The sequence below is a fragment of the Imtechella halotolerans genome, from assembly GCF_028743515.2.
Classification (GTDB): Bacteria; Bacteroidota; Bacteroidia; order Flavobacteriales; family Flavobacteriaceae; genus Imtechella; species Imtechella halotolerans.
On sequence record NZ_CP117969.2, the window covers coordinates 1481603 to 1505715 of the forward strand.

At 33.7% G+C, this 24113-nt stretch carries 18 protein-coding genes and 1 tRNA gene; 7 read left to right on the plus strand and 12 right to left on the minus strand.

Annotation, left to right across the window (positions count from 1 at the left end; translation table 11 throughout):
- Window positions 1-111 precede the first annotated feature (111 nt).
- From PT603_RS06700 to PT603_RS06720, 5 genes are all read left to right on the plus strand, one after another.
- On the plus strand, window positions 112-693 hold the full coding sequence (locus PT603_RS06700) for a Crp/Fnr family transcriptional regulator (RefSeq protein WP_008240772.1): 582 nt from the start codon (window positions 112-114) through the stop codon (window positions 691-693).
- A gap of 344 nt (window positions 694-1037) precedes the next feature.
- Window positions 1038-1406 (plus strand): nuclear transport factor 2 family protein, encoded by a 369-nt coding sequence (locus tag PT603_RS06705; RefSeq protein WP_008240773.1) that lies wholly within the window; start codon window positions 1038-1040, stop codon window positions 1404-1406.
- A gap of 4 nt (window positions 1407-1410) precedes the next feature.
- Window positions 1411-2337 (plus strand): NAD(P)-dependent alcohol dehydrogenase, encoded by a 927-nt coding sequence (locus PT603_RS06710; protein WP_202946608.1) that lies wholly within the window; start codon window positions 1411-1413, stop codon window positions 2335-2337.
- Window positions 2338-2417: 80 nt separating this feature from the next.
- Window positions 2418-3122, plus strand: coding sequence for a CPBP family intramembrane glutamic endopeptidase (locus PT603_RS06715; protein ID WP_008240777.1), 705 nt, complete (start codon window positions 2418-2420; stop codon window positions 3120-3122).
- Between the two features lie 45 nt (window positions 3123-3167).
- Window positions 3168-3902, plus strand: coding sequence for a DUF3108 domain-containing protein (locus PT603_RS06720; protein WP_008240778.1), 735 nt, complete (start codon window positions 3168-3170; stop codon window positions 3900-3902).
- Between the two features lie 128 nt (window positions 3903-4030).
- On the opposite strand, the gene PT603_RS06725 is transcribed toward PT603_RS06720, so the two are convergent.
- From PT603_RS06725 to PT603_RS06735, 3 genes are all read right to left on the minus strand, one after another.
- Window positions 4031-8836 (minus strand): RecQ family ATP-dependent DNA helicase, encoded by a 4806-nt coding sequence (locus PT603_RS06725; RefSeq protein WP_008240781.1) that lies wholly within the window; start codon window positions 8834-8836, stop codon window positions 4031-4033.
- A gap of 201 nt (window positions 8837-9037) precedes the next feature.
- Entirely contained in the window at window positions 9038-10231 is a 1194-nt protein-coding gene (locus PT603_RS06730; RefSeq protein ID WP_008240784.1) for an ATP-binding protein, read from the minus strand.
- A gap of 70 nt (window positions 10232-10301) precedes the next feature.
- Entirely contained in the window at window positions 10302-10493 is a 192-nt protein-coding gene (locus PT603_RS06735) for a hypothetical protein (protein ID WP_008240786.1), read from the minus strand.
- Window positions 10494-10707: 214 nt separating this feature from the next.
- Between PT603_RS06735 and PT603_RS06740 the strand changes: the two genes are divergently transcribed.
- Complete coding sequence (locus PT603_RS06740) at window positions 10708-11061, plus strand: ISAon1 family transposase N-terminal region protein (protein WP_008240787.1); 354 nt, start codon at window positions 10708-10710, stop codon at window positions 11059-11061.
- Window positions 11062-11225: 164 nt separating this feature from the next.
- The gene (locus tag PT603_RS06745) at window positions 11226-12035 is read left to right on the plus strand and encodes an ISAon1 family transposase (RefSeq protein WP_444875139.1); all 810 of its coding nucleotides are present in this window, start codon (window positions 11226-11228) and stop codon (window positions 12033-12035) included.
- Window positions 12036-12131: 96 nt separating this feature from the next.
- On the opposite strand, the gene PT603_RS06750 is transcribed toward PT603_RS06745, so the two are convergent.
- From PT603_RS06750 to PT603_RS06790, 9 genes are all read right to left on the minus strand, one after another.
- Window positions 12132-12205 (minus strand) — tRNA-Arg (locus PT603_RS06750).
- A 341-nt stretch (window positions 12206-12546) separates the two neighbouring features.
- Window positions 12547-13983 carry a cardiolipin synthase gene (gene cls, locus PT603_RS06755; protein WP_008240320.1) on the minus strand — a complete coding sequence of 479 codons (1437 nt, stop codon included), beginning with the start codon at window positions 13981-13983 and terminating at the stop codon, window positions 12547-12549.
- A gap of 162 nt (window positions 13984-14145) precedes the next feature.
- Complete coding sequence (locus PT603_RS06760; RefSeq protein ID WP_081483496.1) at window positions 14146-15216, minus strand: PepSY-associated TM helix domain-containing protein; 1071 nt, start codon at window positions 15214-15216, stop codon at window positions 14146-14148.
- 50 nt (window positions 15217-15266) lie between these two features.
- Entirely contained in the window at window positions 15267-17651 is a 2385-nt protein-coding gene (locus PT603_RS06765; RefSeq protein WP_008240326.1) for a TonB-dependent receptor, read from the minus strand.
- A gap of 212 nt (window positions 17652-17863) precedes the next feature.
- Window positions 17864-19174 (minus strand): hypothetical protein, encoded by a 1311-nt coding sequence (locus PT603_RS06770; RefSeq protein WP_008240327.1) that lies wholly within the window; start codon window positions 19172-19174, stop codon window positions 17864-17866.
- Window positions 19175-19189: 15 nt separating this feature from the next.
- On the minus strand, window positions 19190-20371 hold the full coding sequence (locus PT603_RS06775; RefSeq protein ID WP_008240329.1) for an Sb-PDE family phosphodiesterase: 1182 nt from the start codon (window positions 20369-20371) through the stop codon (window positions 19190-19192).
- 36 nt (window positions 20372-20407) lie between these two features.
- Entirely contained in the window at window positions 20408-21499 is a 1092-nt protein-coding gene (locus PT603_RS06780; RefSeq protein ID WP_008240330.1) for an SGNH/GDSL hydrolase family protein, read from the minus strand.
- 33 nt (window positions 21500-21532) lie between these two features.
- Window positions 21533-22498 (minus strand): DUF5017 domain-containing protein, encoded by a 966-nt coding sequence (locus PT603_RS06785; RefSeq protein ID WP_008240334.1) that lies wholly within the window; start codon window positions 22496-22498, stop codon window positions 21533-21535.
- A 16-nt stretch (window positions 22499-22514) separates the two neighbouring features.
- Window positions 22515-24110 (minus strand): RagB/SusD family nutrient uptake outer membrane protein, encoded by a 1596-nt coding sequence (locus PT603_RS06790; protein ID WP_008240337.1) that lies wholly within the window; start codon window positions 24108-24110, stop codon window positions 22515-22517.
- Window positions 24111-24113: the final 3 nt, after the last annotated feature.

Genomic DNA, 24113 nt, shown 5'->3' on the forward strand with positions numbered 1-24113 from the left:
AAGGAATACGTTTCTTTAAGGGTTTTTACTATATTTCAAAAAAATTAAAGAAATTAAAGTAGCACGACTCAAGAAGATATATACAACCCAACCAAAATAACCAAGATCCTAATGCAAGAGTTATTATTTGATTTTATATCCAACTATGTTTCTTTGTCCGAAGAGGAAAAGAACGCAATAATTTCTTTGAACATATTTCATTCCAAACCAAAAGGATCAATTCTATTGAAAGAAGGTCAAAAATCGCAAGATGGCTACTTTGTATTAAAGGGATGTATTAGGACGTATTATGTAGTGGATGGTGAAGAAAAAACAACAGCCTTCTACACAGAAATGGAAGGTATTACCCCAAATTGTGTTTTAAGCAAGACGCCTTCTGAATATTTTATATCATGCCTTGAAGATTCTATAATTTGTGTTTCAAGGCCTGACATGGAAATTGAAATGTTTACCAAATTTCCAATGTTTGAATCCTTATGTAGAATTCTATCAGAAGAGCAATTGGCAAAAGAGAAAATCAATTTTGACGAGTTTAAAACTTCCTCCCCAGAACAGCGATATCTAAACCTATTACAAAAAAGACCAGATCTTGTTCAACGTGTTCCCCAGCATCAGTTGGCAAGTTACTTAGGAATAAAACCACAATCTTTAAGTAGAATAAGAACAAGAGTACTTCTAAAAACAAAAAGCTAAAACATCTTTCTTAACTTAAGTGAATTAAATTTAAGTTATCTCCAAATTACATTTGCAGTATCACTAATTTATTAAACTGGGATTTGCAAAAGAAAATGGCATTACTATCAAATACTATTGGATCAACCTATTTATTTCCACTCAAAAGGTACGATAACAAACTAGGTATTGGCCAGAAAATAGCCTTGATTTTATGCAACCAATAATAGACTTTCTCGTCATAGAAAAGGACAATACTCAAAACTAACGACAAAGTTGTACTAGTGCCCTTAAGATTAAAATACAGAAACCCTTTGTGAATTTAACTATTAAGTTTCTTATAAAACGAATATCCTAAGATCAAAATGACTAAAGTAGACCAAATCATCGAATGCGAAAAAAGGCTGTTACAAGCCATACAATATGCCGATATTCACACACTCCAAGCATTACTTCACGACAGTTTAGTTTTTAATATCCCTACAGGAATCACCATTACAAAACAAATTGATATTGAAAATTATAGGGATGGATTAATGAAGGTTTATCACATTGAAATTCGCAACCAAGAAATACATATCATTGATGACATCGCAACTGTTGTAGCTACCATTCAATTAAAAGCAAACTATATAGACCAACTAATTAATGGAGATTTTAGATTCCTGAGAGTATGGAAGCTCAATGATACGGGATGGAAGGTAATTGCGGGAAGCAGTATTGAAATTCAATAAAAGCATGGAGACAACAATGAGAGCAGTTATCTGTACAAAATACGGACCACCTGAAGTATTACAAATCAAAGAAGTGTCAAAACCAACACCAAAAGCTCATCAGGTCCTTATAAAGATAATGGCTACCGCAGTAAATTCGGGTGATGTCAGGATTAGAAAACTAGATGCCAATGGCCTAATGAAAATGATAATGCAACTTATACTTGGTTTTTCTAGTCCACGGAAATCAATACTAGGAACAGTGTATTCAGGCGTCGTTGAGTCTATAGGAAATAAGGTCACCCATTTTAAGATAGGTGACGATGTATTTGGAATGACTGGGCTAAATTTTGGAACCTATTCTGAATATATTACAGTTCATCAAAAAAGTAACATCGTTCAAATGCCGAGAAACGCTACTTATCAAGAAGCTGCAGCTATTATTTTTGGAGGTCAAACAGCCATTCATTTTTTAAATAAAGCAAAAATTTCCACCAAGAAACAACCCGAAGTTTTAATTATTGGAGGAACAGGATCTGTGGGGTCCGCAGCTATCCAAATAGCAAAATATTATAAGGTATCACTTACCTCCGTATGCAGTTCTGAAGGAGAGGACCTTGTTCGAAGTCTAGGTGTCACCAACAGAATTCTGTATGATAAAGAAGACTTTACTAAGCATACCCAAAAGTATGATATCATATTTGATGCTGTTGGTAAATACCATAGAAAGATGTGTAAAAGGCTTTTAAACAAAAATGGGGTATACCTAAGTGTAAAAGTTGGATATGCCTCAGAAACAAAATATCAATTAGAGTTACTAAAAGAGTTATTTGAGAAAGGAGAATATAAAGCCTTAATTGACAAAACCTTCCGAATGGAAGAGGTTGTTGAGGCTCATAGATATGTTGAAACTGGAAGAAAAAAGGGAAATGTGATACTTAAAATCAGGTAATTAAACCCCATCTATTGTTTACATTTCTTTTAAGACAATCACCTAAAATTCACATCAAATCACACCTAATAATTTACTATATGATACAAAGCAATCAACTTTCTAAGCCCATGCCCTTGTCAAAAACCTTTGGTGTACTCATTGGGTTCCCAATAATGGCCACGCTTCTTTCTTTATTATTATTAAATCAAAATGTATTCACAAATTTCGGGCTAGATTTCTTTAACACCTTTTGGATATTAATCATTATTTGGTACCTGGTTCAAATTTATATCGTTTCTAAAATTCTTATTTCAAGTGGATGGAAATGGTCAGATATTGGATTTACTCTTACTAAAAGGAAGACCTTTTATTTTATTGGAGGATACTTACTTATTGCTTTTGCCTTACTTGTTTTTATAGAATTAACACTCGCAAATTCCATCATAGATATAGAAAAATTAAATTCAATCTCTTCCCTAACACCTAAAACAACTGCCTCACGTGTTATATTCATACTAATGGGATTAGTGGCAGGCCTGGCAGAAGAAATCGTCTATAGAGGGTTTGCGATCAAAGCCTTAGAAAGTAACACCATAAATAGATGGATTGCTATTGTCATGGCATCCATTCCATTCATTTTTCAGCATGGCTTAAAGTCTATTGATCAATTTTGGTGGTTTTTAACCTGGGGGCTCGTATTTGGAATTCTATTCGTACTACTTAAAAAGTTAACTTTAATTATCATTATTCATTGGCTCGTTATATTATCGGCTATGCTAGCAATTTTACAAGTAGTACAATAATTAAGAGTATATAACCTCATTGTGAGTTCTAATCAATCTATCTTCATGAAGCACTTCATTATCAGTATTTTGACCATTACATCTTTAACAGTCAATGCGCAATCGATCCTTATGCCTTCCAAAAATTCTTTTGAAAAAAAATGGATTAAAAGCACAAGCTATCAAATGAAATGGTATACAGTTAATGACTCGGCCAAACATGAAATTGGAATAGTTACAACCCAAATAGTTAAAGCCAATAAACAGCTGATAGTGGTGACTCAGGTCAATATGAAAAATATGAACACTCCATGGACAGATTCAACCGTTGCAAACTTAAAGACTCTAAAACCAATCAGACATACGTCCCATAATTTCCAAAGGGATATTATATTGAATTTTGGAAAGACTATTACTGGGTATTATAATGACAAAACCAACCATAATAGAACAATAGTGAATGACAAACCAAAAAATGGTTATTTTGATAGTAATCTTTACCCATTTTTAGTATGTTGGCTACCTCTTGAAAATGATTACAAACAGAATATTTCTATTTATGATTTTAATCCTTCAAGAGGCAATGGAATAATCAAGGCTTCTATAAAGAATGTTTCAAGTGGTTCGTATCAAACAGAGAAAAACGGCATAAGAAATGTATGGGTGGTATGGGTTTCTAATGAAATTGTACAGAATAAAAATAGTTCAAGTACCTATTTTATAGATAAAGAAAACAGAAACCTATGGAAGCAAGAAATTGAGGTCAATGGCCGTAAAATGATGATGAAATTAGTTGAATAGCAATGTGACACTATCTCTCAAAGTAAATAAAATAAAGTATTTGCGGTTTGATCTTCCCAAATATTTATTGGTCATAACTTAGTCTGACTGTTGCCTTAAAATAATTTTAAAACTGATTATTGAAAAATTTATTTGACTTTATCCATTTTTAATTTAGGCAAAACAATCTGGTACTCCTTGTCATCATTTTTATCATACCAATATAAAATGTATTCGGCGTTAGCTTCTTTTATATCATACCCCTTTTTTTGCATTGGTTCAAAATGCTCTGAAATGAACCTCCTTGAAAACAGAAACAGGCATTCATTTGATTTCACCCCCAATCCAAGGACCTCATTACCATTACTATACCTATTACTCTTTTCAAGATTATCGCCAGTTTTAATTGTCTTTAAAATTGATTGTGATTTATGATATTTAAAATTACTTAGATTTATATCTTTATGACTCAAAATTATCTCATACTCCATGGGCTCACTCAACTCTCCGGAGTAGATGCTTTTCATGATTTTCTTTGATTCAAATTGATCATAAAAACTACTATTAGTATGAATATGTAAGGTTTTCTTAGCCCTTGTACTGGCCACATATAACAATCTTCTCGATTCATCTGTCGAATAATCATAATTTTCTAATAACATAAGTACATGGTCATATTCTTTACCTTTTGACTTGTGCATAGTTGATACCACAATGCTTTCAGAATCCGGTTTAATAGCATCTTCCATATTAATTTCTCTACAAAAATCTCTCCATTCCATTAAAAGCTTTTTATCAGGATATGATAAATCAAATTTTTTAATCAATGCCAAGCAGGTGTCAAAATGGATACTTTGTCTAAAATTATTTCTGAACCATTCAAATACCAATTCCCATGATGCTTCTAGAATAATTCCTGATTCACCAACCTCACTTCTTAATTTTTGATCAAAGCACCTAATTTCATACAAATCAGAAATTCGAAACCCATCAAAACCTGCCATCAACTTCACCTTATACCCCACCGATTTTAACATTGAACTAACTTGTAAAGCCTGAATATTTGTTCGGGCTAGTACTGCTTTGGTCCCTGATAAAAGATTACTTTTCACATATTCAACTAATGGTTTCTCTAAATTTCTTCCATTATATTTAATAATATGGACACTTCCTTCCCCTTTATTTTGACCAGCAATTAACCTTTGAGTTTTCAACCTATTAGTAAGATATTTTAGCACATAATTATTAAATTCTACAATTTCAGAATAACTCCTATAGTTTTTAGGCAGGGTATACAAGGTAGCACCATATTTACTTCTGAACTTACTCATAAAAGCATTTGAAGAGCCTCTAAATTCATATATGTTCTGATCATCATCTCCAACTGCAATAACTCTTGGATTATCAGCTTTTTCTATAATCAACTCAATTAATTCCCATTCTTCTTGATTAATATCCTGAAACTCATCAAACATTAAAATACTTTTATTTTCAATGGATGAAATGTCGATTTCTCCATCTTTAATTGCCTTTATACAATCCTGAATTATATTTTGAGATTTAATAAGATCCCCTAATTGGCCTAACAATTGGAAACAAAAACCATGGAAAGTGGTAATCTTTATAAGCCCTGAGTATTCTGGTACCAGATCCCTAACCCGATACTTAAACTCCAAAGAAGCCGCCTTTGAAAAAGTAAGCATCATAAATTGTTCAGGCTTTATATCTTCAATTAAAAGTAAGCTCGCTATTTTGTGAACCAACACTTTTGTTTTACCACTGCCAGGACCCGCATAGACTAAGATGTTATCTGATTTATTATCTTCTATCACATTTGTCTGTTCTGTATCTAAATCTCCAATTATCTCCATAAAACGTTTAGGGGTAATTGATCGTTGAATTTCTCTTTTCTTCCTTGGAAAATACCTTGCTAAAAACTCGTCATAATCCAGGGTGAAGTAGTCATTAACGTATGTAAGTGCAGACTCATAATTTTGAACACATTTCTTAGCATATTCTCCAACGATATGAATTGACTCAGTTCTATGGAGGTAAAACTCTTTTAGTTTACTATAGTTCTCAGCAGTGAACACCCTTCTATTTTTATCGACATCTAAAATATTAAACTTATTATACGTTATCATAAAGCCTCCTTCCAAACTAATTGCCTTAATATCATTAAGGTACAACAAGCAGGTTTCATATTTCTTAGTATTTTCTTCAATTAAACTCCCCATTAATTGGTTAGAATTTTTTAATTCAAGTAATGAAAAAGAAACAGGAACTTCATCTTTTTTATCTTGATGCTCTTTACTACGTATGGCTAAATTTTCCAAAAATTGAAATGTACTCAGTGTTAAATTATGTCGCCATTTAAAATCTTCTAGTAGTTCTTCATATTTAAGAAACTCTATCTCATAAATATCCTTTTCCCTATCTTTCCTGCCTTTCTTAACAAACCTTCTTTTATCCCAATAAGATAAAAGAGTTCTTATATACTCCACACCAGACTCAACTACACCACAATCAATTAACCTTTGATTCAGTTCTCTTAAAGGAATAACTAGTTTTTTTGAACTAATATTGTTAAGTATTCCTCTCTCTACTTTGATAAAAGACTCTAATATTTTGCGTGATCCATTTTTAGATTGAACCAGATTTAAAAATGCCGTTAAATCTTTAGCATCTCCTAAAATCGAATGATCTCTAAGCATGCGAATCACATCCTGTATTCTTTTTGAGTTCAATGTAGTTATATCAGACAGATAATCTACCCTAGTTTCTCCATCGGTAATAATCCTTTTCAAAACGACAGCACAATCCTTTTTGTCCTGATCACTAATCTTTTGACTATTTAGAAGAATTTCTTGTCCAGTTCCAAAACTCTTGACCAAAAGGCTATCAGCGAATACTCTAGGCGTATTCAAAGACCTTACTAAAAAACCTTGATCTTCCAATGCAGAGATGGCTGTTTTTACTTTTGTCTCTAAATCCAACATCTCCGCATCCCACCCTGAATTCTTAGCAATCTCTAAAGCAGATTGACTAATTTTATCTCTAAACTTTGCTTGACCCTTTATAGCTCTCCATATATCTTTAATCTCCTTATGATTAAGTTTTGATTGCTGTAACAGGCTAAAATGTCTATTTAAATCTTCTTCACTATAAAGTATATAACATTTCCCATTAATTCTTTCATCTCTACCAGCTCTACCAGCTTCCTGAACATAATTTTCCAGTGAATCTGAAATATTATAGTGTATCACAGTTTTAACATTGTCCTTATCTACTCCCATTCCAAAAGCAGAAGTAGCAACAATAATTTCATACTGCTCAGTCATAAATGCATCCATGTTAGTTTTCTTAGTTTCTTTGTCTAACTTCCCATGAAAATAAGTAGCATTAAAACCAGCTTCTTTTACCAATGAACAAACCTCCTCCACACGCTTGGTTCGGGATGCATATATAATTGTTGGTTTTTCGCAATCTTTGAGGATTCCCAATAAATAGCTCATTTTTCTTGTCGGGTCTTCTACATTGACCACCTCATAAGAAAGGTTTGTCCTACCCTTATTAGTTATAAACTCATCCAGCTCCAATCCCAAACGATCTTCAAAATAGAATTTAATATCCTTAATCACCTGCCGTTTTGCTGTAGCCGTAAAACAAGATACAGGTATTCGAGGAGTATTCTTTTCCTTCTCTACTTTTTTTATAAAGTCAGCAATAAACAGATAATCAACCCTAAAATCTTGACCCCAACTAGAAAAGCAGTGTGCTTCATCAATTACAATTCGACCGATTGTACGTGTTAGTATCAAATTAAATATAGAGGGGGATCTTAAAGATTCAGGAGATAAATACAATAAATCTACTCTCCCATCTGATACCATTTCAAATGCTTCTTGACGTTCAAGAGGTGACAGCAATCCATTTATAGCCACTGCTTTTGTTATACCAAACCGATCTCTGAGATTATCCACCTGATCTTTCATAAGAGAGATAAGTGGAGAAATAACGATTGTCAGATGTTTTGTAGACGCACCCCTCATAAGTGCCGGTAATTGAAAGGTAAGCGATTTGCCACCTCCTGTAGGAAAGACTGCAACGAACGATTTCTTTTGCAAACTAGCCATCACCGCTTCCTCTTGTAAACTAATAGTTCGTCCATCTTCAAATTTTCTAAAATTTGAGTAGCTGAAGTATTCAAAAAGAGCCTTTCTTGGGTTTAACTTGTTTGAACAGTATTGACACTCAATACGATTACATGACTCAAATCGTATCTCATTAAGTATTTTTTCAGATTCAGGATATTCATATTTTACCCATGGAGGTAGAACTGCATCATTATCTCCAAGTTTTAATAAAGTAAAAACATAGGCAAGTCCAATAGGAAATTGCTTTACATAATAATCTAAGTTTACTGTTGAGCATATAAGCTCTCCAATTAATTTTCCAACATGAACATCTAAAAATTTTGATTCATCAAATTGAGCCAGTTCAAAAAGTGTATTAAAACTAGGATTATCCCTGAGTAAACTATAGTAAACACTCTGTTCTTCAGCACTTAACTCATTAAATCTATTTAATTCTTTAACTAAATAATTTTCAGTTAATTTACAGTCAGAAAGAGGATTATTAACTTCTGATTCGTTTACTATTCGATACCCCTTTATAAGCTTATGATTTGGTCTTTTTACAAATAAAATCGGTGACCACAACAAGGTATCTAAAACCTTCTTACCTTCAAATAATGCATCTCCAAACTTATCTTTTAAAATAGGGATATCATGTTTGATAATATTATGACCACATATATACTTAGCCTCGCTAATCCATTGTGCTAACTTAACACCATTTCGTTCATGAAGTTCTTGTCCCTGAAAAGTTGCTCCATAATCGATTTTATTAGTTTTAGGATTGACTTCAATGTCCAAAAACAAGATATTATGCATTATAGTTTAGTTTCACCATTACCTAGCTAAATTCAGTTTGAGCACCTCTTTAGCGGTATTCCTCATGACTATATAGGAATATTTACTTCTAGGATATGTAAGTTAATGCCTATAAAATTAAAAAAATAATACAAATGGAAGATAACCTATAGCTTAATAAACTTTTTGTAAATTAATTAAATTAGTAATATAACAGAAAAATCATACATACATCTTTACATGAAATCCATTATTAGGTTTAGAGTCAAAACTTACTGTCCCATTTATAGTTTTCACTCGGTATTCAACATTTACCAGCCCTCCTTTTTTATCTAAGTTACACCCTTTACCATTATCAGAATACACTATAAAAATACTCCCAGCTTCATGATGAAATTTCAAAATTACAAATGTCGCATCACTGTGCTTTTTCATATTTACCATAAGCTCTTGAAGAACTCTATAGATTGTTGTTTTTTTAACTTCGGATAATTGACTCCAATTAATATTATTAATGTTAGTTGTTAATATGGTGACCTTTTCATTCATGAAGCTTAAAAGCATATCATTTAGTTGTTCCTTAAAATCTCCCTTGAAATCAATCACACCATTTTCCCTAGAAATGTCTCTCGTCTTATTATAAATACTTTCCAGACTATCCAATACATTGTAGTTATTGGATTGTATTTTAGACATCACATAATAGATATCATTTGCGATCTCGTCATGAATTTTTTTTGAAATTCTTGCCTCTGTTTTATATATTCCAGCTAGTTTTTCATTTTTATACTTCGACCTAAGTACTAGTACAATTAAAACTGAAGAAAACACAATTAAAATTACGATTACTAGTAGCCTTTCTCTTTTTAACTCACTCTCTTTGAATAATCTTTCGTTTTCAGAAAATTGATATCTATAGTAGGCAAAATTATCTCTAGCCTTTTGGTTAGCACTTTCTAAACTATCCTTTAAACTGACAAACTCAATTACTTCTGGAGAATCATTTAATTCCATCAAATTGGACAATGCGCTTTCTAAATAAATACTATTATTACTTAACCGTGCCAATTCAAGTCCTTTATTAGCATAATCTAAGGCCATCTTTTTTTGATTCCTTTTTTTATAGTATTCAATTAAATGATGGTAACTGGTTAATATACCCGAGGTATAATTTAAATCTTCCTTGATCTGTTTTGCCCTTTCCAAATTCTCTAAAGCATCGGGTAAATCAAGAATTGATTTAACATTACCCAAATTACTCAATATCCTTGCACTAGTTAAACTATCTAGATTACTAGCTAAATCAGCATTCGATTTTAGATTAGAAATAACCTCATAATAATAGTGAAAACTATCCGCCTTTAGTTGAGCAGAAATAAAATTGACTTGCAGTGAACAAAGAACAAAATTTAACACAAAAAAGAGGAATGAAACTTAATGTTTTTTCATTCCTCTGAAATAGTAACAATATTATTTCTTAATGACATTAATCACCAGATCCAGTTGTGGTTTTAGGTGGTGGAGGTGGAGGTGGAGGTGGTAAAATTTCACCATCTTCATCACAACATTCTGCAATTTCAGTTTGAATGACATCTTCATCACCTAAAGAGGGTTGTGTGCATGAGAAAAACACTGAATTGACAAAAATCGCAAACAATACTATGTATGATTTCTTCATTTTATTCAATTTTAAATTAGTTTGAAGTTAAATATCCATTAGTTACTATGATATAAAAATACATATAACCATCACAAAGTTAATAATAATCTTACTTATAAAAGTAAGATTATATTGTTCATATAAAAATAATGAAAAAAACTTCGGCTCAATCTCAAAAGTTGTGTGTGACTTTAACTTAAGAGTGTAATCTTTGTAAAAAAATTGATCGACATTGGAATTATCATTAGACCTATTAAAGTTTATTTTACCAGAAGTATTACTTACTCACTTTGACCTGGTTTCTCATAAGACAGAGGATGGTACACTTCATTTATATTTTGAAGAAAAGAAAGACACCCCTAAAGAAGAAAAACATCGTATTTTAATAGCTCATGGTTTTCATAAAGAGATAGTAATTCAAGACTTTCCATTGCGAGGTAAGACAGTCTTTCTCCATATCAAGCGTCGTCGTTGGCTTGACAAGAGCACTAATGAAATAGTACAAAGAGATTGGGATCTGGTAGCACAGGGAACGCGGATGACCGTCGAGTTCGCTGCTTTTTTAAAAGTACTTGGTCAATACTAAGGCCTCGGACTGCCACACTATAGGCTATTTCTATGGGGTTAACGGGAAGAAACTCCAGCGCCAATACAAGGATTATCTAAGTGATTTTAAAGATTGGAAGCAAAAGAAACATGCTAAAGAATGGCTCCTATTCCCTGAAAACATCGGGTCATATCTTTCCATTGATGAAACGGCACTCTCCAAGGGAGAACTCTATACGATTATCACTAACAAAAAAGGCAAAAGGCAAGAAGGGAGCTATAGTGGGTATATTCTCAGGGACTAAGGTAGAACCTATAATAGAACAACTTCTGAAGATATCGGCTAAGGAAAGAAGCAAGGTCAGGGAAGTCACTCTAGATATGGCCAACTCCATGAAGATCATTGTTAAAAAATGCTTCCCTAAAGCAATACAGGTCACCGATCGCTTCCATGTACAGAAATTGGCACTGGAAGCCCTTCAGGACATCCGGATCAAACACAGATGGGAGGCAATAGACTTAGAAAATGAACTCATAAAACAAGCTAGGGCAAAGAACAAATCATTTGTTCCAGAAGAATTCAACAATGGGGATACTAGAAAGCAATTATTAGCTAGAAGTAGGTATCTACTATACAAAGATCCAAATAATTGGACGGAGAATCAACACGAAAGAAGTAAGATATTGTTCAATCAATATCCTGATATAAAAATAGCCTTTAATCTTATTCAAGGACATAGAAACATATTCAATACAGCAACCTCTGTCGAGACCGCATATACTAAAATGGCGCATTGGCACAAAGATGTAGAAAATACAGGTTTTAGGGCATTCAATACCATTGCAAACACCATAACAGCTAATTACAGATCCATCCTGAATTATTTTATAAACAGAAGCACAAACGCTTCCGCTAAATCATTCAATGCTAAAATAAAAGCTTTTAGAAGTCAATTCAGAGTGGTTAGAAACATAGAATTCTTCCTATATAGATTGACCAAAATATTTGCGTAAACACAACATTTAGTCTTGATCCGCTTTCACTACCTAGTTAGTTACCATGCACGGCACACAACAAAAAAGCTCCACCATTTCTAGTGAAGCTTTCCGTGATCGCGAGAGGATTCGAACCTCTGACCGTCTGCTTAGAAGGCAGATGCTCTATCCAGCTGAGCTACGCGACCTTCCATAAGGACATTATTACAATTTTTGTAACAATCATTATATCTAAAATATCAAATGAAATGTTTTTAATTTCAAAACAAACTCAAACTGATATAGAACTTACATTCTGCAATGCTTTACTTTAAAAGCGGTGCAAATATAATGAGCTTTTTTATTAATACAATAAAATAAAAACTTTTTTTATCGCATTTTAAGCAATTAACTGATACACAAACGGTACACATCTACTAATTAAAAAATAAGTGCCTTTAGAAATGTCAGTACTTTCTATTATTGAGAATATCGCACTTCTTATCTTCCTTAAATTAGCTCTCAAACAGCAAGAATACTATCATTCAAACTACATTAATCCTGAAAACAACCTCATAACACGTTCAAAAAAACGAATATGGTACGGTCTATTATTCCAGTCCTCCAAATTCAATTTAACAGCATCTTCTATATCCCTATAAAAAGTTGCACGTAATTCATTTGCAAATGTCTTATCATAAACAAATGCATTAATTTCAAAATTCAGATTAAAACTACGCTCATCCAGGTTAGTTGTTCCAACAGTAGAGACAAAACTATCACACACCATTGTTTTGGCATGTACAAATCCTTTCTGATAGGTGTAAATTTCTACTCCAAGTGATAATAGTTCCTGGTAATAAGAACTAGATGTGGTATTCACTAAAATAGAATCAGATACTCCGGGAACAAGTAATTTTATATCAACTCCACTTAAGCGAGCAATTTTTATTGCATTTAAAAAAGAAGTCTCAGGCACAAAATAAGGAGTAGTAATTAGTACCTCACTTTTAGACAGCAATATAGCCTGAGTCATTGCGTACATTATATTTGGAAAATCAGAGTCGGGACCACTACTTATTATTTGAGCAACTTGTTTATGGCTATCGTCAAAAGTATATTCAATTGGAAATAATTCTTTAGTAACCTGTAAATTCTGTTTAGCACAGAAGTTCCAATCTGATAAGAATACACGCTGTAGTGATAATACCGATGAGCCAGTAAGCTTAATATGTGTATCACGCCAATACAAGTTATAGCTATTTGGATTACAGTATTTATCTGATACATTAATCCCTCCAACATAACCAATTATACCATCTATAATAATGATTTTTCTATGATTACGATGATTCATTCTATTGGCAAAAAATAATAGCTTTATTTTATAGAAGGGAAATGCCTCTACCCCATGCTCCCGTAAATCATCTATAAAGGATTTTCGAATGGATTTGCTTCCAAAATCATCATAAATAAAACGAACCTTAACCCCTTCTTGAGCTTTTTGTTTTAAAAGTTCACCTATACTATTTCCGATGGTATCATCTTCAAAAATATAATATTCAATATGAATAAATTTTGTAGCATGGCGTATAGCTTCAATAACATCTGGAAACTTTATCTCACCATTAATTAAAAGATCAACCTTATTATTTACAGTAATAATCGTATCCGGTTTATTAAACTGAGCTAGACTAATAAAACAACCCAAGGCCCCTTTAACACTATTTACCACGGCCTCAGAATATGCTTTGAACTGGCTTTCAAGTTCAGGGAAAGCTGCTCTATCTACGGCTAGCTTTTTACTATATAATTTATGTACTCTATAATTCCGGCCAATGGAAAAATAAACAAACAAGCCTACTACAGGGAATAAAAAAATCAACAGTAAATAGGCCAGTGCCTTGCTAGTTGAGTTCGTATTAACAACAATAATAACAGCTGTTATAAATGTAGCCAGATAAAGTAAAATAATTGCAGTCGTCATACTTTATCAATTTTGGGTGTATAGAGAAATACCATTGACATGAAATCTTAACTTTCCACAAAGGAAGTTATAAAAATATCATTTTTATCTTGATTTGGTCTATCGTCCAAGATAGGATTTTAGAAAGCACTTGTATCAATAGTAATGACTTGTTTCTATTAATTAACTTCTAAATTTTTTAAACCTTTTGGCTTTGTATATTTTTAAACCAGTAATAAATAACATTAGAGGTATAAGTCCGGAGATAAAAACCAAAATCCTACCCAAAATACCAGCTATCTCGCCAATATGAATGGGATAAAATTGAGCTGCCATCCGATTACTGAAGGACTCACTTTTATAATCAGACAATACCCGTACTTGTCCCTTATTAGTAATTCTAACCTCTTTTGTTTTTCTAAGTCCTGACTGTATACTAGAGTCTTCAATAAAACGAATACGATATTCCTTAGAATCAACTGTGGGAAAATGTATAGCCCAAATATCATACTCATCCTGAATGGTGCTCAAAAAATCAGTAATTCCACTGGTATGAGAAATACTTTCAATAGGAGTTTCTACCTGAGGTTTTTCATCAAAAATTCTCAAAATAGATTTATAATAGGAGTTATTTGTAAAATAGGCTCCTGATAAGGCAATAATAAAAAGGGGAACAAAAAAGTATATTCCTGCAACCTTATGCATGTCAAAATTAAACTTTCTTTTTTTACTCTTCCATTTGAATATAAATCCTTTTCTTAGCTTTTTGGCGTATATGGTCCACCAAATATATACTCCTGAGGATAACAACATAAAACAGAACACTAAAGCACTCACCCCTACTATATACTTTCCGACATCGGGTATACCTAGGCTTCTGTGAAGACGCAATAGTGTTTCGAAAAACACAATTGAATTTGATTTCTCCCCTAATAAGCTTCCACTGGAAGGATGGTAATAATTTTTCCTTCCTCCCTTGAACTCAATAGAAATGGTCTGTTGCTCCCTATAGGGTAATACAATTTTAGAAATACTGTCTTTATGTACCTCAATTAAAGATATGGTCGTTTGTAAAATCTCCTTATTGCCTAATGCGTTTTCATCCTTTATAACCAGCATCTCTGAATTTAACATCCTAGTTATTTCCGGTTGCCATACATACAAAGAACCGGTTAGTCCAGAAAAGGATACTATCAACCCGCAAGTGACACCTAACCAAAGATGTATTTTCCGTATTAGCTTACTAAAAGACACTGTTATGTTGTATTAAAAGCCATTAACAGCAAACTGTAATGGCTTTATAATTAAAAACGATATTGAACACTCATTTTTACATTTGTTCCTTCCCCTGCTCCTGTAAAAGTGAGTAAGGGAGCTGCCCATTGTGACCTAGAAGGCAAATAGTATTCGTTTAGTAGATTATTAACAGCTAATGAAATAGACAAATCAGAGCGAAGTAGATAATCAATAGATCCATTAAGTAAGGTATATCCTTTCACTGGGAATTGTGTGTGTCTGTACGTATATTGGTTATTTGTTGCTAAATATGGTGAGAAACGGTCCCTATCTCCAACATTAGTCATTCGAAGTGAGGTAGTCAATTTCTCAATAGGCTTCCAGGTTATATATGCTGTCCATTTTGGAGCAGCTATTACATCCCCTCCCAAGTAAGTTAATGTATTAGCGTTTTGTGCACTATGTGTAGTGCCTTCTACATAGGAATAAGAAGTTCCTAGTAGAAGTTTATTACTATCAGATTTGTAATCTAATGACACCTCTGCTCCATAGATATCCTGAGGTTGTTTTGAAGGCACAAAAGAATTGATTTGCTCGTCAAAAACTACACCTGTACCTAAATTAGAGGTACTATAATAAGCGACTGCCTCAAACTTAAAACGATTAAATTTTGATAAAAATCCAAACTCATAATTTTTAGTAACCGCTGGTTCCAATTGAATATCGTTAATATTATCAGCTGTTGCCGAACGTAAGACTGATCCCAAATCAGCTATTGAAAATCCTTGAGAATAACTGAAGTAAGGTATAAACTCTTGATGCTTAATAAACCGTAAGCCTAGATTAAACGCCAGATTATCGAAACCAATTTTGCCTCCTGTGACAGCAACAGATGGGTTAAAGTTTCCATCACTTAGAGGCGAATATGGCAGAGTATTATAGTCATCAATTTTTAAGTTCATATCATCATATCGCAAACCTGATTTTATCACCCACATATCCTCTATTTTAATAGTAGATTGCAAGTAGGGAGCCCAGCTCAACATATCTATATTGGGTACCCACAATCTTCCATCAAGTAATCCCTGATTAGTCTTATCTTTTAGTAAGTCAATTCCATAAGTTAATGTAACAAGATTGGAGTTAGCCAACTTAAATTGGGTACTAAAGTTTGGTCGTAAACCAAATTTCTCAGCGTTTATTACTGACTGTCCCCCATTCTCAAATTTATCAGAGTAAAAGAAAATATTCTCGGTATTTTGATAATACATATCTGTCACAAAATCAGTGGTACCATCAAAAATTGCGTCTAAACTATATTGTAATTGACCATTTATAAGTGTTGTTCCAGTGGGCTTCTCCCCATCTATGGTCCCTTTAATGCCATACCCAGCAGTTAAAGAGTATTCGCCGCTTTCATCAAACACCTCAAAATTGGCTGGAACTGGAATAAAAGGAGTATTTTGAACCGTTTTATAAAGGTTACCTGAGGCTGTAATTTTTTGACGATCTGAAATTTGGTATTGTAATTTTGCCATTGTACTGTAAATAGCTGTATTGTCAAGCCCATAGGTAGGTAACAATACCAAGCCATCCGCATCATACTTGGTTCCTGTCTTTTCATAACTACCACTTACATAGTATGAAAACTTATTCAGTTTTCCTTGCAATGATTGATATGCCCCAAAACCAAGAGCATCTTTTGTTTTAGCCAAATTAGAAGTTCCCCAAAGTTCAGTTGTACCCGAAATGTTCGTTTGTTCCTGTGGTTTTTTGGTAATATAATTAATAAATCCCCCATTTCCTCCATTTCCAAAAATAGAAGTAGCCCCTTTTATAACCTCTACACTACTGATATCATTTGGATTAATTGACTTAATACCCAATTGACCATTTCTTAAAGGGGTAGATTGAGGTATCCCATCAACCATTACCAAAAGTGAACGACCTCGGAGAGTTTGCCCCCAATTAGAAAAAGTACCGGTTGAGGCTGCTAATCCAGGAACTGTAAATTCTAGGATTTCACTAATATTTGAAGTAGCTTTTGATAACTCCTTCAATTTAGCCTCATTTACAACGGTAACAGAAGCAGGTATTTCTGAAAGATATTCTGAATTACGACTAGCAGATACCACTACTTCATCCAAATCACTCAATTCCTCCTGTAATATCACGGTTTGCCAAAGGGAGTTACCTTCCACAAAATTTATGTTTTGCTTTTTTGTTCGGTAACCTAACATTCTATATGTAACCTCTAAACTTCCTTCGGTATCAATGGTCAATTCATAATTCCCTTCAATATCGGTGGTTGTTCCCTTTTTTAGTGATTCTATATATACGGTAGCTCCGGGTATTCCTTGATGTTGCTCATCCGTAATTTTTCCTTTTAAAGTAGATTGAGATAACGCAGGTAAAGACAAAAGACAAACTGCAATCAGTGTGAAAAGTTTCATTTATTTAGATTCATTTAAAATAATGCGCAAATATATTTTATAGAATTCTAAACAAAAAACATTATCTAGAAAAATTCTAAATAATTTTTTAAACACTTAAAACTCAAAGGCTGTACTTATACTACAGCCTTTGAGTTGGATTAAAATGGTATCAGTATCCTTCAAAATTCCCTTAAAACAATACCTAAATTACTCCTTTAGCCATTACCCAATTAAAAACTATAGGTACTTAAAGGAACACCGAACACAGCTCTTTGTCCAGGATGTTCCATTAATCCCCAAATATCGTGATAGTACGTTGAGTAATATAATCCTTCAGTACCATGAGGAAATCGATATCGTTTTGCATTATTTGTACCATACTCCCAAAGTAGTAACCTAGAAGTGGAGTCGTAGTATTCAGATTTTCCAGAAATAGCAAAATAAAAAATACCATCCTTTGCAAATACACCTTGCATATGATTCACTGCATTCCCATCGTTATCAACAGGATCAATCTTTCGAACATCTGCAGCAGTATCAATAGTTCCGTCACTATGTAAGGCAAACGAGTGCACATAAGCATGTCCCACAGTTGAGCTCAAATTGTAATAATTTCCAATATTAATACGAGGATCACCATTAGTGTTAAAACTTAACGACATCGCAGATAATGGTTTATGAACTTCTTTGGCAGCATAACTAGCTACTCTTGGGAGAATGTATTGGTATCCAAAGGCATACATATTCCCATCTTCACTACTATAACCAATTTTCCCTCCACCGCCTGTACCCGTCACTTCAACAATTTTATCGAGATCAAACTCATCTATGGTACTACCACTAGTTACGTATAATTTTCTATTATAATAGGCCAATCCTCCAGCATGCCCGAAAATTGGTGAATAGCCATTATATTGGGTGTAGCTAACCCCATTATAACTTTCAATTGTCCCTAAGAAAGCACCACCCGACTTCTTAACCAATAATATATGTCGATACCTAACATTGGAAGGGTCTGTAACATCACATAGGGAAAGTCGGCTACCGTGAGCAGATTTTGAGTACCAAGCCACCGCAATATAACGTCTTCCACCCCATCTAAAGCCTGAAATTCCCTGTGGATACCAGGTCTCTGTATTTTGGTCAGTAGAATCCCAAGAAAATCCTGTATAATTATAAATAATATTAAACCCTTTAATGGATTCTAAATTATTTTCTAAGGTGGCATTTTTAGTAAAGGTTATACCAGTAGGTTGTAGATATAAAGCTCCCCTTGTATTAAAAAAATCATTTACATTGGATTCATAGGAATTACGAGCACCTAATTTCTCTCCAGAGGTGGAGTATGATGCGCTTGCAGAAATGGATTCTGACTGATTGGCATCAATTGATTCCTCCTCTTTAATTGATTCCTTTGCGCAGCCTAGTAACAATAAAGCACTTATAGAAATGCTATATAATGCGTTAAATTTCATATGATTGTTATTACTAAAATAATTAGAGAATTCAATTCCTAAAAATGAGGTGGTCCTGGATTTCATTTCTTTCAGTTTTCACTATTCACTATCGTCTAATGTTATTGGCCTTCTAAGTTCAACATCCTTTTTATCCTTATTAAAATCGAATTCAATTTCAATACTCTCTCCTTGAAGTGTTTTAAAGTTCAATACCTTATAGGTTGCATGAAAAGATTTCTTGTCTATTGCTTTCATATCTTTAATAGAAATCTCTATAAGATTAGTTTGATTAGGCAATAACACAATTGTTTCCGGCATTTCAACTCCCTTATCTTCTCGAACTTTTTCAAGCACGAAACGAAGATCAGTTTTGTTTTTTAGGTGTGTATAACGCTTCTTTCGATACACTATATTTGAAGGTTCAATTACCTGAACAGATTCTGTGAATAATGGTTTCAGATGTTTTTCATATCCCATTATGGTATCTGCGTAATACACTGCTGATCTTCGTTCAAATAGAGCTTCTTTAATAGACTCTTCCGAATTTTCTTTAGCAAAGAGTAAGGTCATTGGGCGATGCCATTCATAATGGCTTAGTCCAACGAGATAATGAATATCCGAAGAAGAAGTGATTGAAAGGTTATGGTCTACTGCCCAAGGAATTGCGTTTTTATGTAACATTTTATTATTGAAAATTTCAAGTCCATCAAGTAAATTCTCATCAAACATTTTCTGATGAAACTCGCGCCAATGAGGGTCTTTTCCTTGACCATCCAATGGATGATTTAACTGAATAAATGCACCTTGTTTTTTGGCTTTTTTAAAAGCTTGAATTAAGTCTCCTTGTACAGGTTTTAATTCGTTTATATCTTTTAAAAAAAGAATATTAAAATGCCCATACAATTGCCCGGGCTCATTTATTTCCAATCCCCTAATTAGCGTTATTCCCAATCGCTCAGCAATTACTTCTGCATCTTTATGAGGTAAGTTCTCATCTTCAAATTTCATAGCCTTTTTTAATACCGGCCCTTTATAATTGATATGATCCGTTAGTGCAATAACATCTAGACCATCATGCCAAGCTTCTTGTATTCTAATATCAGGCCATACACGTCCGTCAGAATACACGGTATGCACATGGAAATCGCCCTTTAAAGTTTTATATCCAGGTAAATCCGGAATTTTAACTTCTTTTCGTACTTGAGCATTTGCCATATAACCTAGCAGTACCACAACCAAGGCAACTAGCTTAAAAATTCCATTAGTAGAATTTACTTTCATTTCAAAATTGTTAAATTATATACTATAAACCGTTAGCTATTTTTGGATAATAGGAAGTAATTGAGGTGTTATACTCTTGATCATCCTATCAAATCCTAAATCATTTGGATGAGTACCATCTACGGTGCCTTCATGATCATCTCCCAAAAAATCATCAGAAAAAATGAAATAAATATTCTTCATACCTGAATTATGTAGTTTCATAAATTCATCATATGCATTTGTATTCTGCTTCTTCACTTTTTCTCCTGTGATTTGATCAAAATACCCAATTTCTCTTACCACTCCTTGCATCAAGACAATGGGAACTTCCTTATGTCTTTTTCGAATGGTTTTTATTAAATTTTGAGTGCGCTGGGTAACTTCACGTGGCGAACTGTTAGGTATACAGTCTAAGATAAACATATCCGCATCTATTTCTGATATCATAGTTGCTACTTCCTCTTCCATTCTAGCCACACCAGACATTCCAAGATTAAAAAAATGGAATCCGGTATTTCTAGACATACGAGCAGGATAACTCATCCCCGACCTACTAGCACCAGCCCCTTGTACAATACTGGATCCGTAAACGACTATTCTTTTTTTAAATGGCTGCTCCCCAGCAACTATCAAAGCATTTTCAGATACACCAATTTCCAGACTAGTAGTCTCACTATATACAGGCAAATACAATAAATACTCCTGCTCAACACCACTTAAATTAGCAACTATCTTATCCTCAGAACAATTTTTACCATCACTAGGTCTCCCAACTCCAACAAACTGCCATTTACCATCTACTTTAGCATACAGATCTAAACCTCTATAAGCAATAGGAGTCATTCCTGCAGATGTGCTTTTACTGGTTGTACACCACTTAGCATAAATGGCATTACTATTTGTTTTAAATGAAATTGCTAAGCCTGCAGATCGCGTCATTCTTGTTTTTACCTGGCTAGATAAGGTAGTATACTTAAGGGTGTCAATACGATGAAAAGGCTGTTGAGTATCCATTATTTTACCCACCATAGTAAACTGATTAGATGGGTAATAGGTAATCTTTTGTTGATTTTGTGTCCTACCAATAAACACAAAGAATAAAAAAAACACTAAAAAACTGCTTCCTTTAATAGCTGAAATTCTCATTTGTACTTGTTGAAAAAATTTAAAATATATGGATTAGGGGATTGTAATTTTTAAGGTCTGATAGGTTTTCTTGTAATTGTGAATATTTGCATTTGCTGCTAGAAAAGTAACTTCGTACTCCCCTGGTTCTTTATATTCGTGAACAAATGAAAACATTTTAGGATCTCCAACACCTTTTATTGGAAGCGAAGTATCTATACCTAAATCAATTTCTTTTTCTATTTTTTGACTTATAACCCACGCCTCTGTAGTAGCCTTCAACCATTCTATTTCCTGTTCATTTGTGGTTGAGAAATTACCATGATTTCCTCTAAGTGTAATGGTAGAACTGGAAATTGAATTTCTTCCGGATCTATAATTACCAATTTCAACTAGTCCTAAATCTAAATTGACTTCTGCCTGACCAAATAAATTAGTTTCACTCATCAACTTCCATTGTTGCAATCGAATCGCAGCATACACCCCATTTTCATATTGATTGGGGGTAATATATCTAAAAGCAAGGTGAAAAGATCCATAAGTGTCCATCAAATCTTGAAGACTTACAATGCCCGAAGGATCGTAATTAGCATTTGTTACACTCAGCTTAGTGAAATCAAACCTGTCCGTAATATCAATCCATGTCGCCGAATGAATATTTTCTTGATCATAGGTGCCATTGAAATCTGGTGACACCACAACAGAGAACTGAGAAAGAGGATCCTGATCTCCAAACCCACACCTAGACATAAAAGAAAAATCTAGAGATTCTATTCTCGCTACTTTACCATCTTTATACTTAAACTCTGCACCTTCTTCACCAGAGTAAAATGAAATAATATCCGATTCTTCTTCAAAGTTGAAAGTTACTCTTTTAACAATACCTTCTCCTGTATCCACTTCTTCAATAGTATATCCACTAATAGACAAGATGGGTTCCTCTATTTCATACTCATCCTGACAGGATGTGTACAACGCAATAGAAAAGCAAACAAACAATAGGTTTAAAACTCGTTTCATATATAGTGTATTTGGATTACCAGCCCTTATTTTGGACTAACAAACTATTCAACATTAATTCTTTAGTTGGAATAGGCCAAAGCATATGCTTTGGTTCAATATTTCTAAGATTTACAATAATAGATTTGGTACTTGCTGCTACCGTAGTGCTATACTCATAAGTTGAAACCATAGCTTCTATGCTTTCGACATAATCATTCCAACGAATTAGATCCCCTCTTCTTAGAGATTCAAAACATAATTCTCTAGCACGCTCTTCCTTAATAAACAATAAAAATTCGTCCTGATTTGTAGGCAAGTTTGTTCCTTCCAATGGCGTTGCCTGTGCTCTATTTCTAACTGTATTAATCGCAGAGATTGCTGCTTCAGTAGGACCGTGTAAATAATTTTCAGCTTCAGCAAACATCAACAAAACATCTGAATACCGTAATAAAGGAAAATTGATAGGTGTAAATGAGGTTTTAGGAGAGACCGTTTCATATTCACGTCTAAATTTTCCACTATAACGACCCCATATTTGAGTTTCATTGTCTGTACGATATTCCTTAGTACCATCATCCTTATAGTCAAAAGGAGCTATTGCCCAATCTCTGCGAATATCATTATCCTCATACATGAAAAACAATGTAGCTGTAGCCCTGATGTTACCATTGGATACACCTATACCCGATGCAGAAGTACTTCTGATTCCATTATAGTTACCTACACCTCCCGCTTGCCTAGGATGATCCGTTCTGTTACCCCAAAATTCTACCTCCCAAATACTCTCACTGATATCATACAGATCCTGAGCATAATTAATAAAAACCTGCTCATATGAAGGATTTAGCGCATGTTGTGTACCTACAAGGCCTGGGTCCATTACGACAGAAGCCCATTTTTTCACCTCTTCATATCGAGAAGTTTCATTATTGGGATGTCCTGCCCAATGCAAGTTAACCCTAGCCAAAATTCCTGCAACTGTCGATTTACTTATCCTTCCTCCATGTCCATGATGTACAGCAGTTTCGACATTTTTAAAAGCCATTTCCATGTCAGAGGTAATTTGCTTGTAAATGGTGGCTGAGGGCGTTCGAGGAACCGCTTTTATAGCATCTTCAGCCGTCAAGGTCGGTTCTAATACCAAGGGAACATCACCGAAATGTGTAACCAACATATAGTAAAAATAACCTCTTAAAAAAAGAGCCTCACTTCTGTACATCTCCCTGTTGTTTTCATTCATATCGGCACCATCTATTTTTGACAATAACATATTAGCATCATTAATACCTCTATACAAACGATCCCAAAAATTAGATATAGATGGAACTGAAGCGTTATACAGAAATTGTCCAACGATATTTCGTTGAGGAGTATGCCTATAATACCCTTCCTCCCCTTCAGCTCCCATTTGGTGTAGATAATCACCTCCATATAATGGGCTACCGCCTCTAGTATCACTCAATGTATTATACACTCCAACTAAGGCTGTAAATACTTGCTCTTCTGTCTTATAATAATTTTCCGGCTCTATAAAACTTTCAGGGTCAGTTTCTAAAAAATCTTGACACGATTGTAGTGTTATGGCTAAAGTCCATAGCAGTACAGACAATTTTGCTATTTTTAATTTCATGTT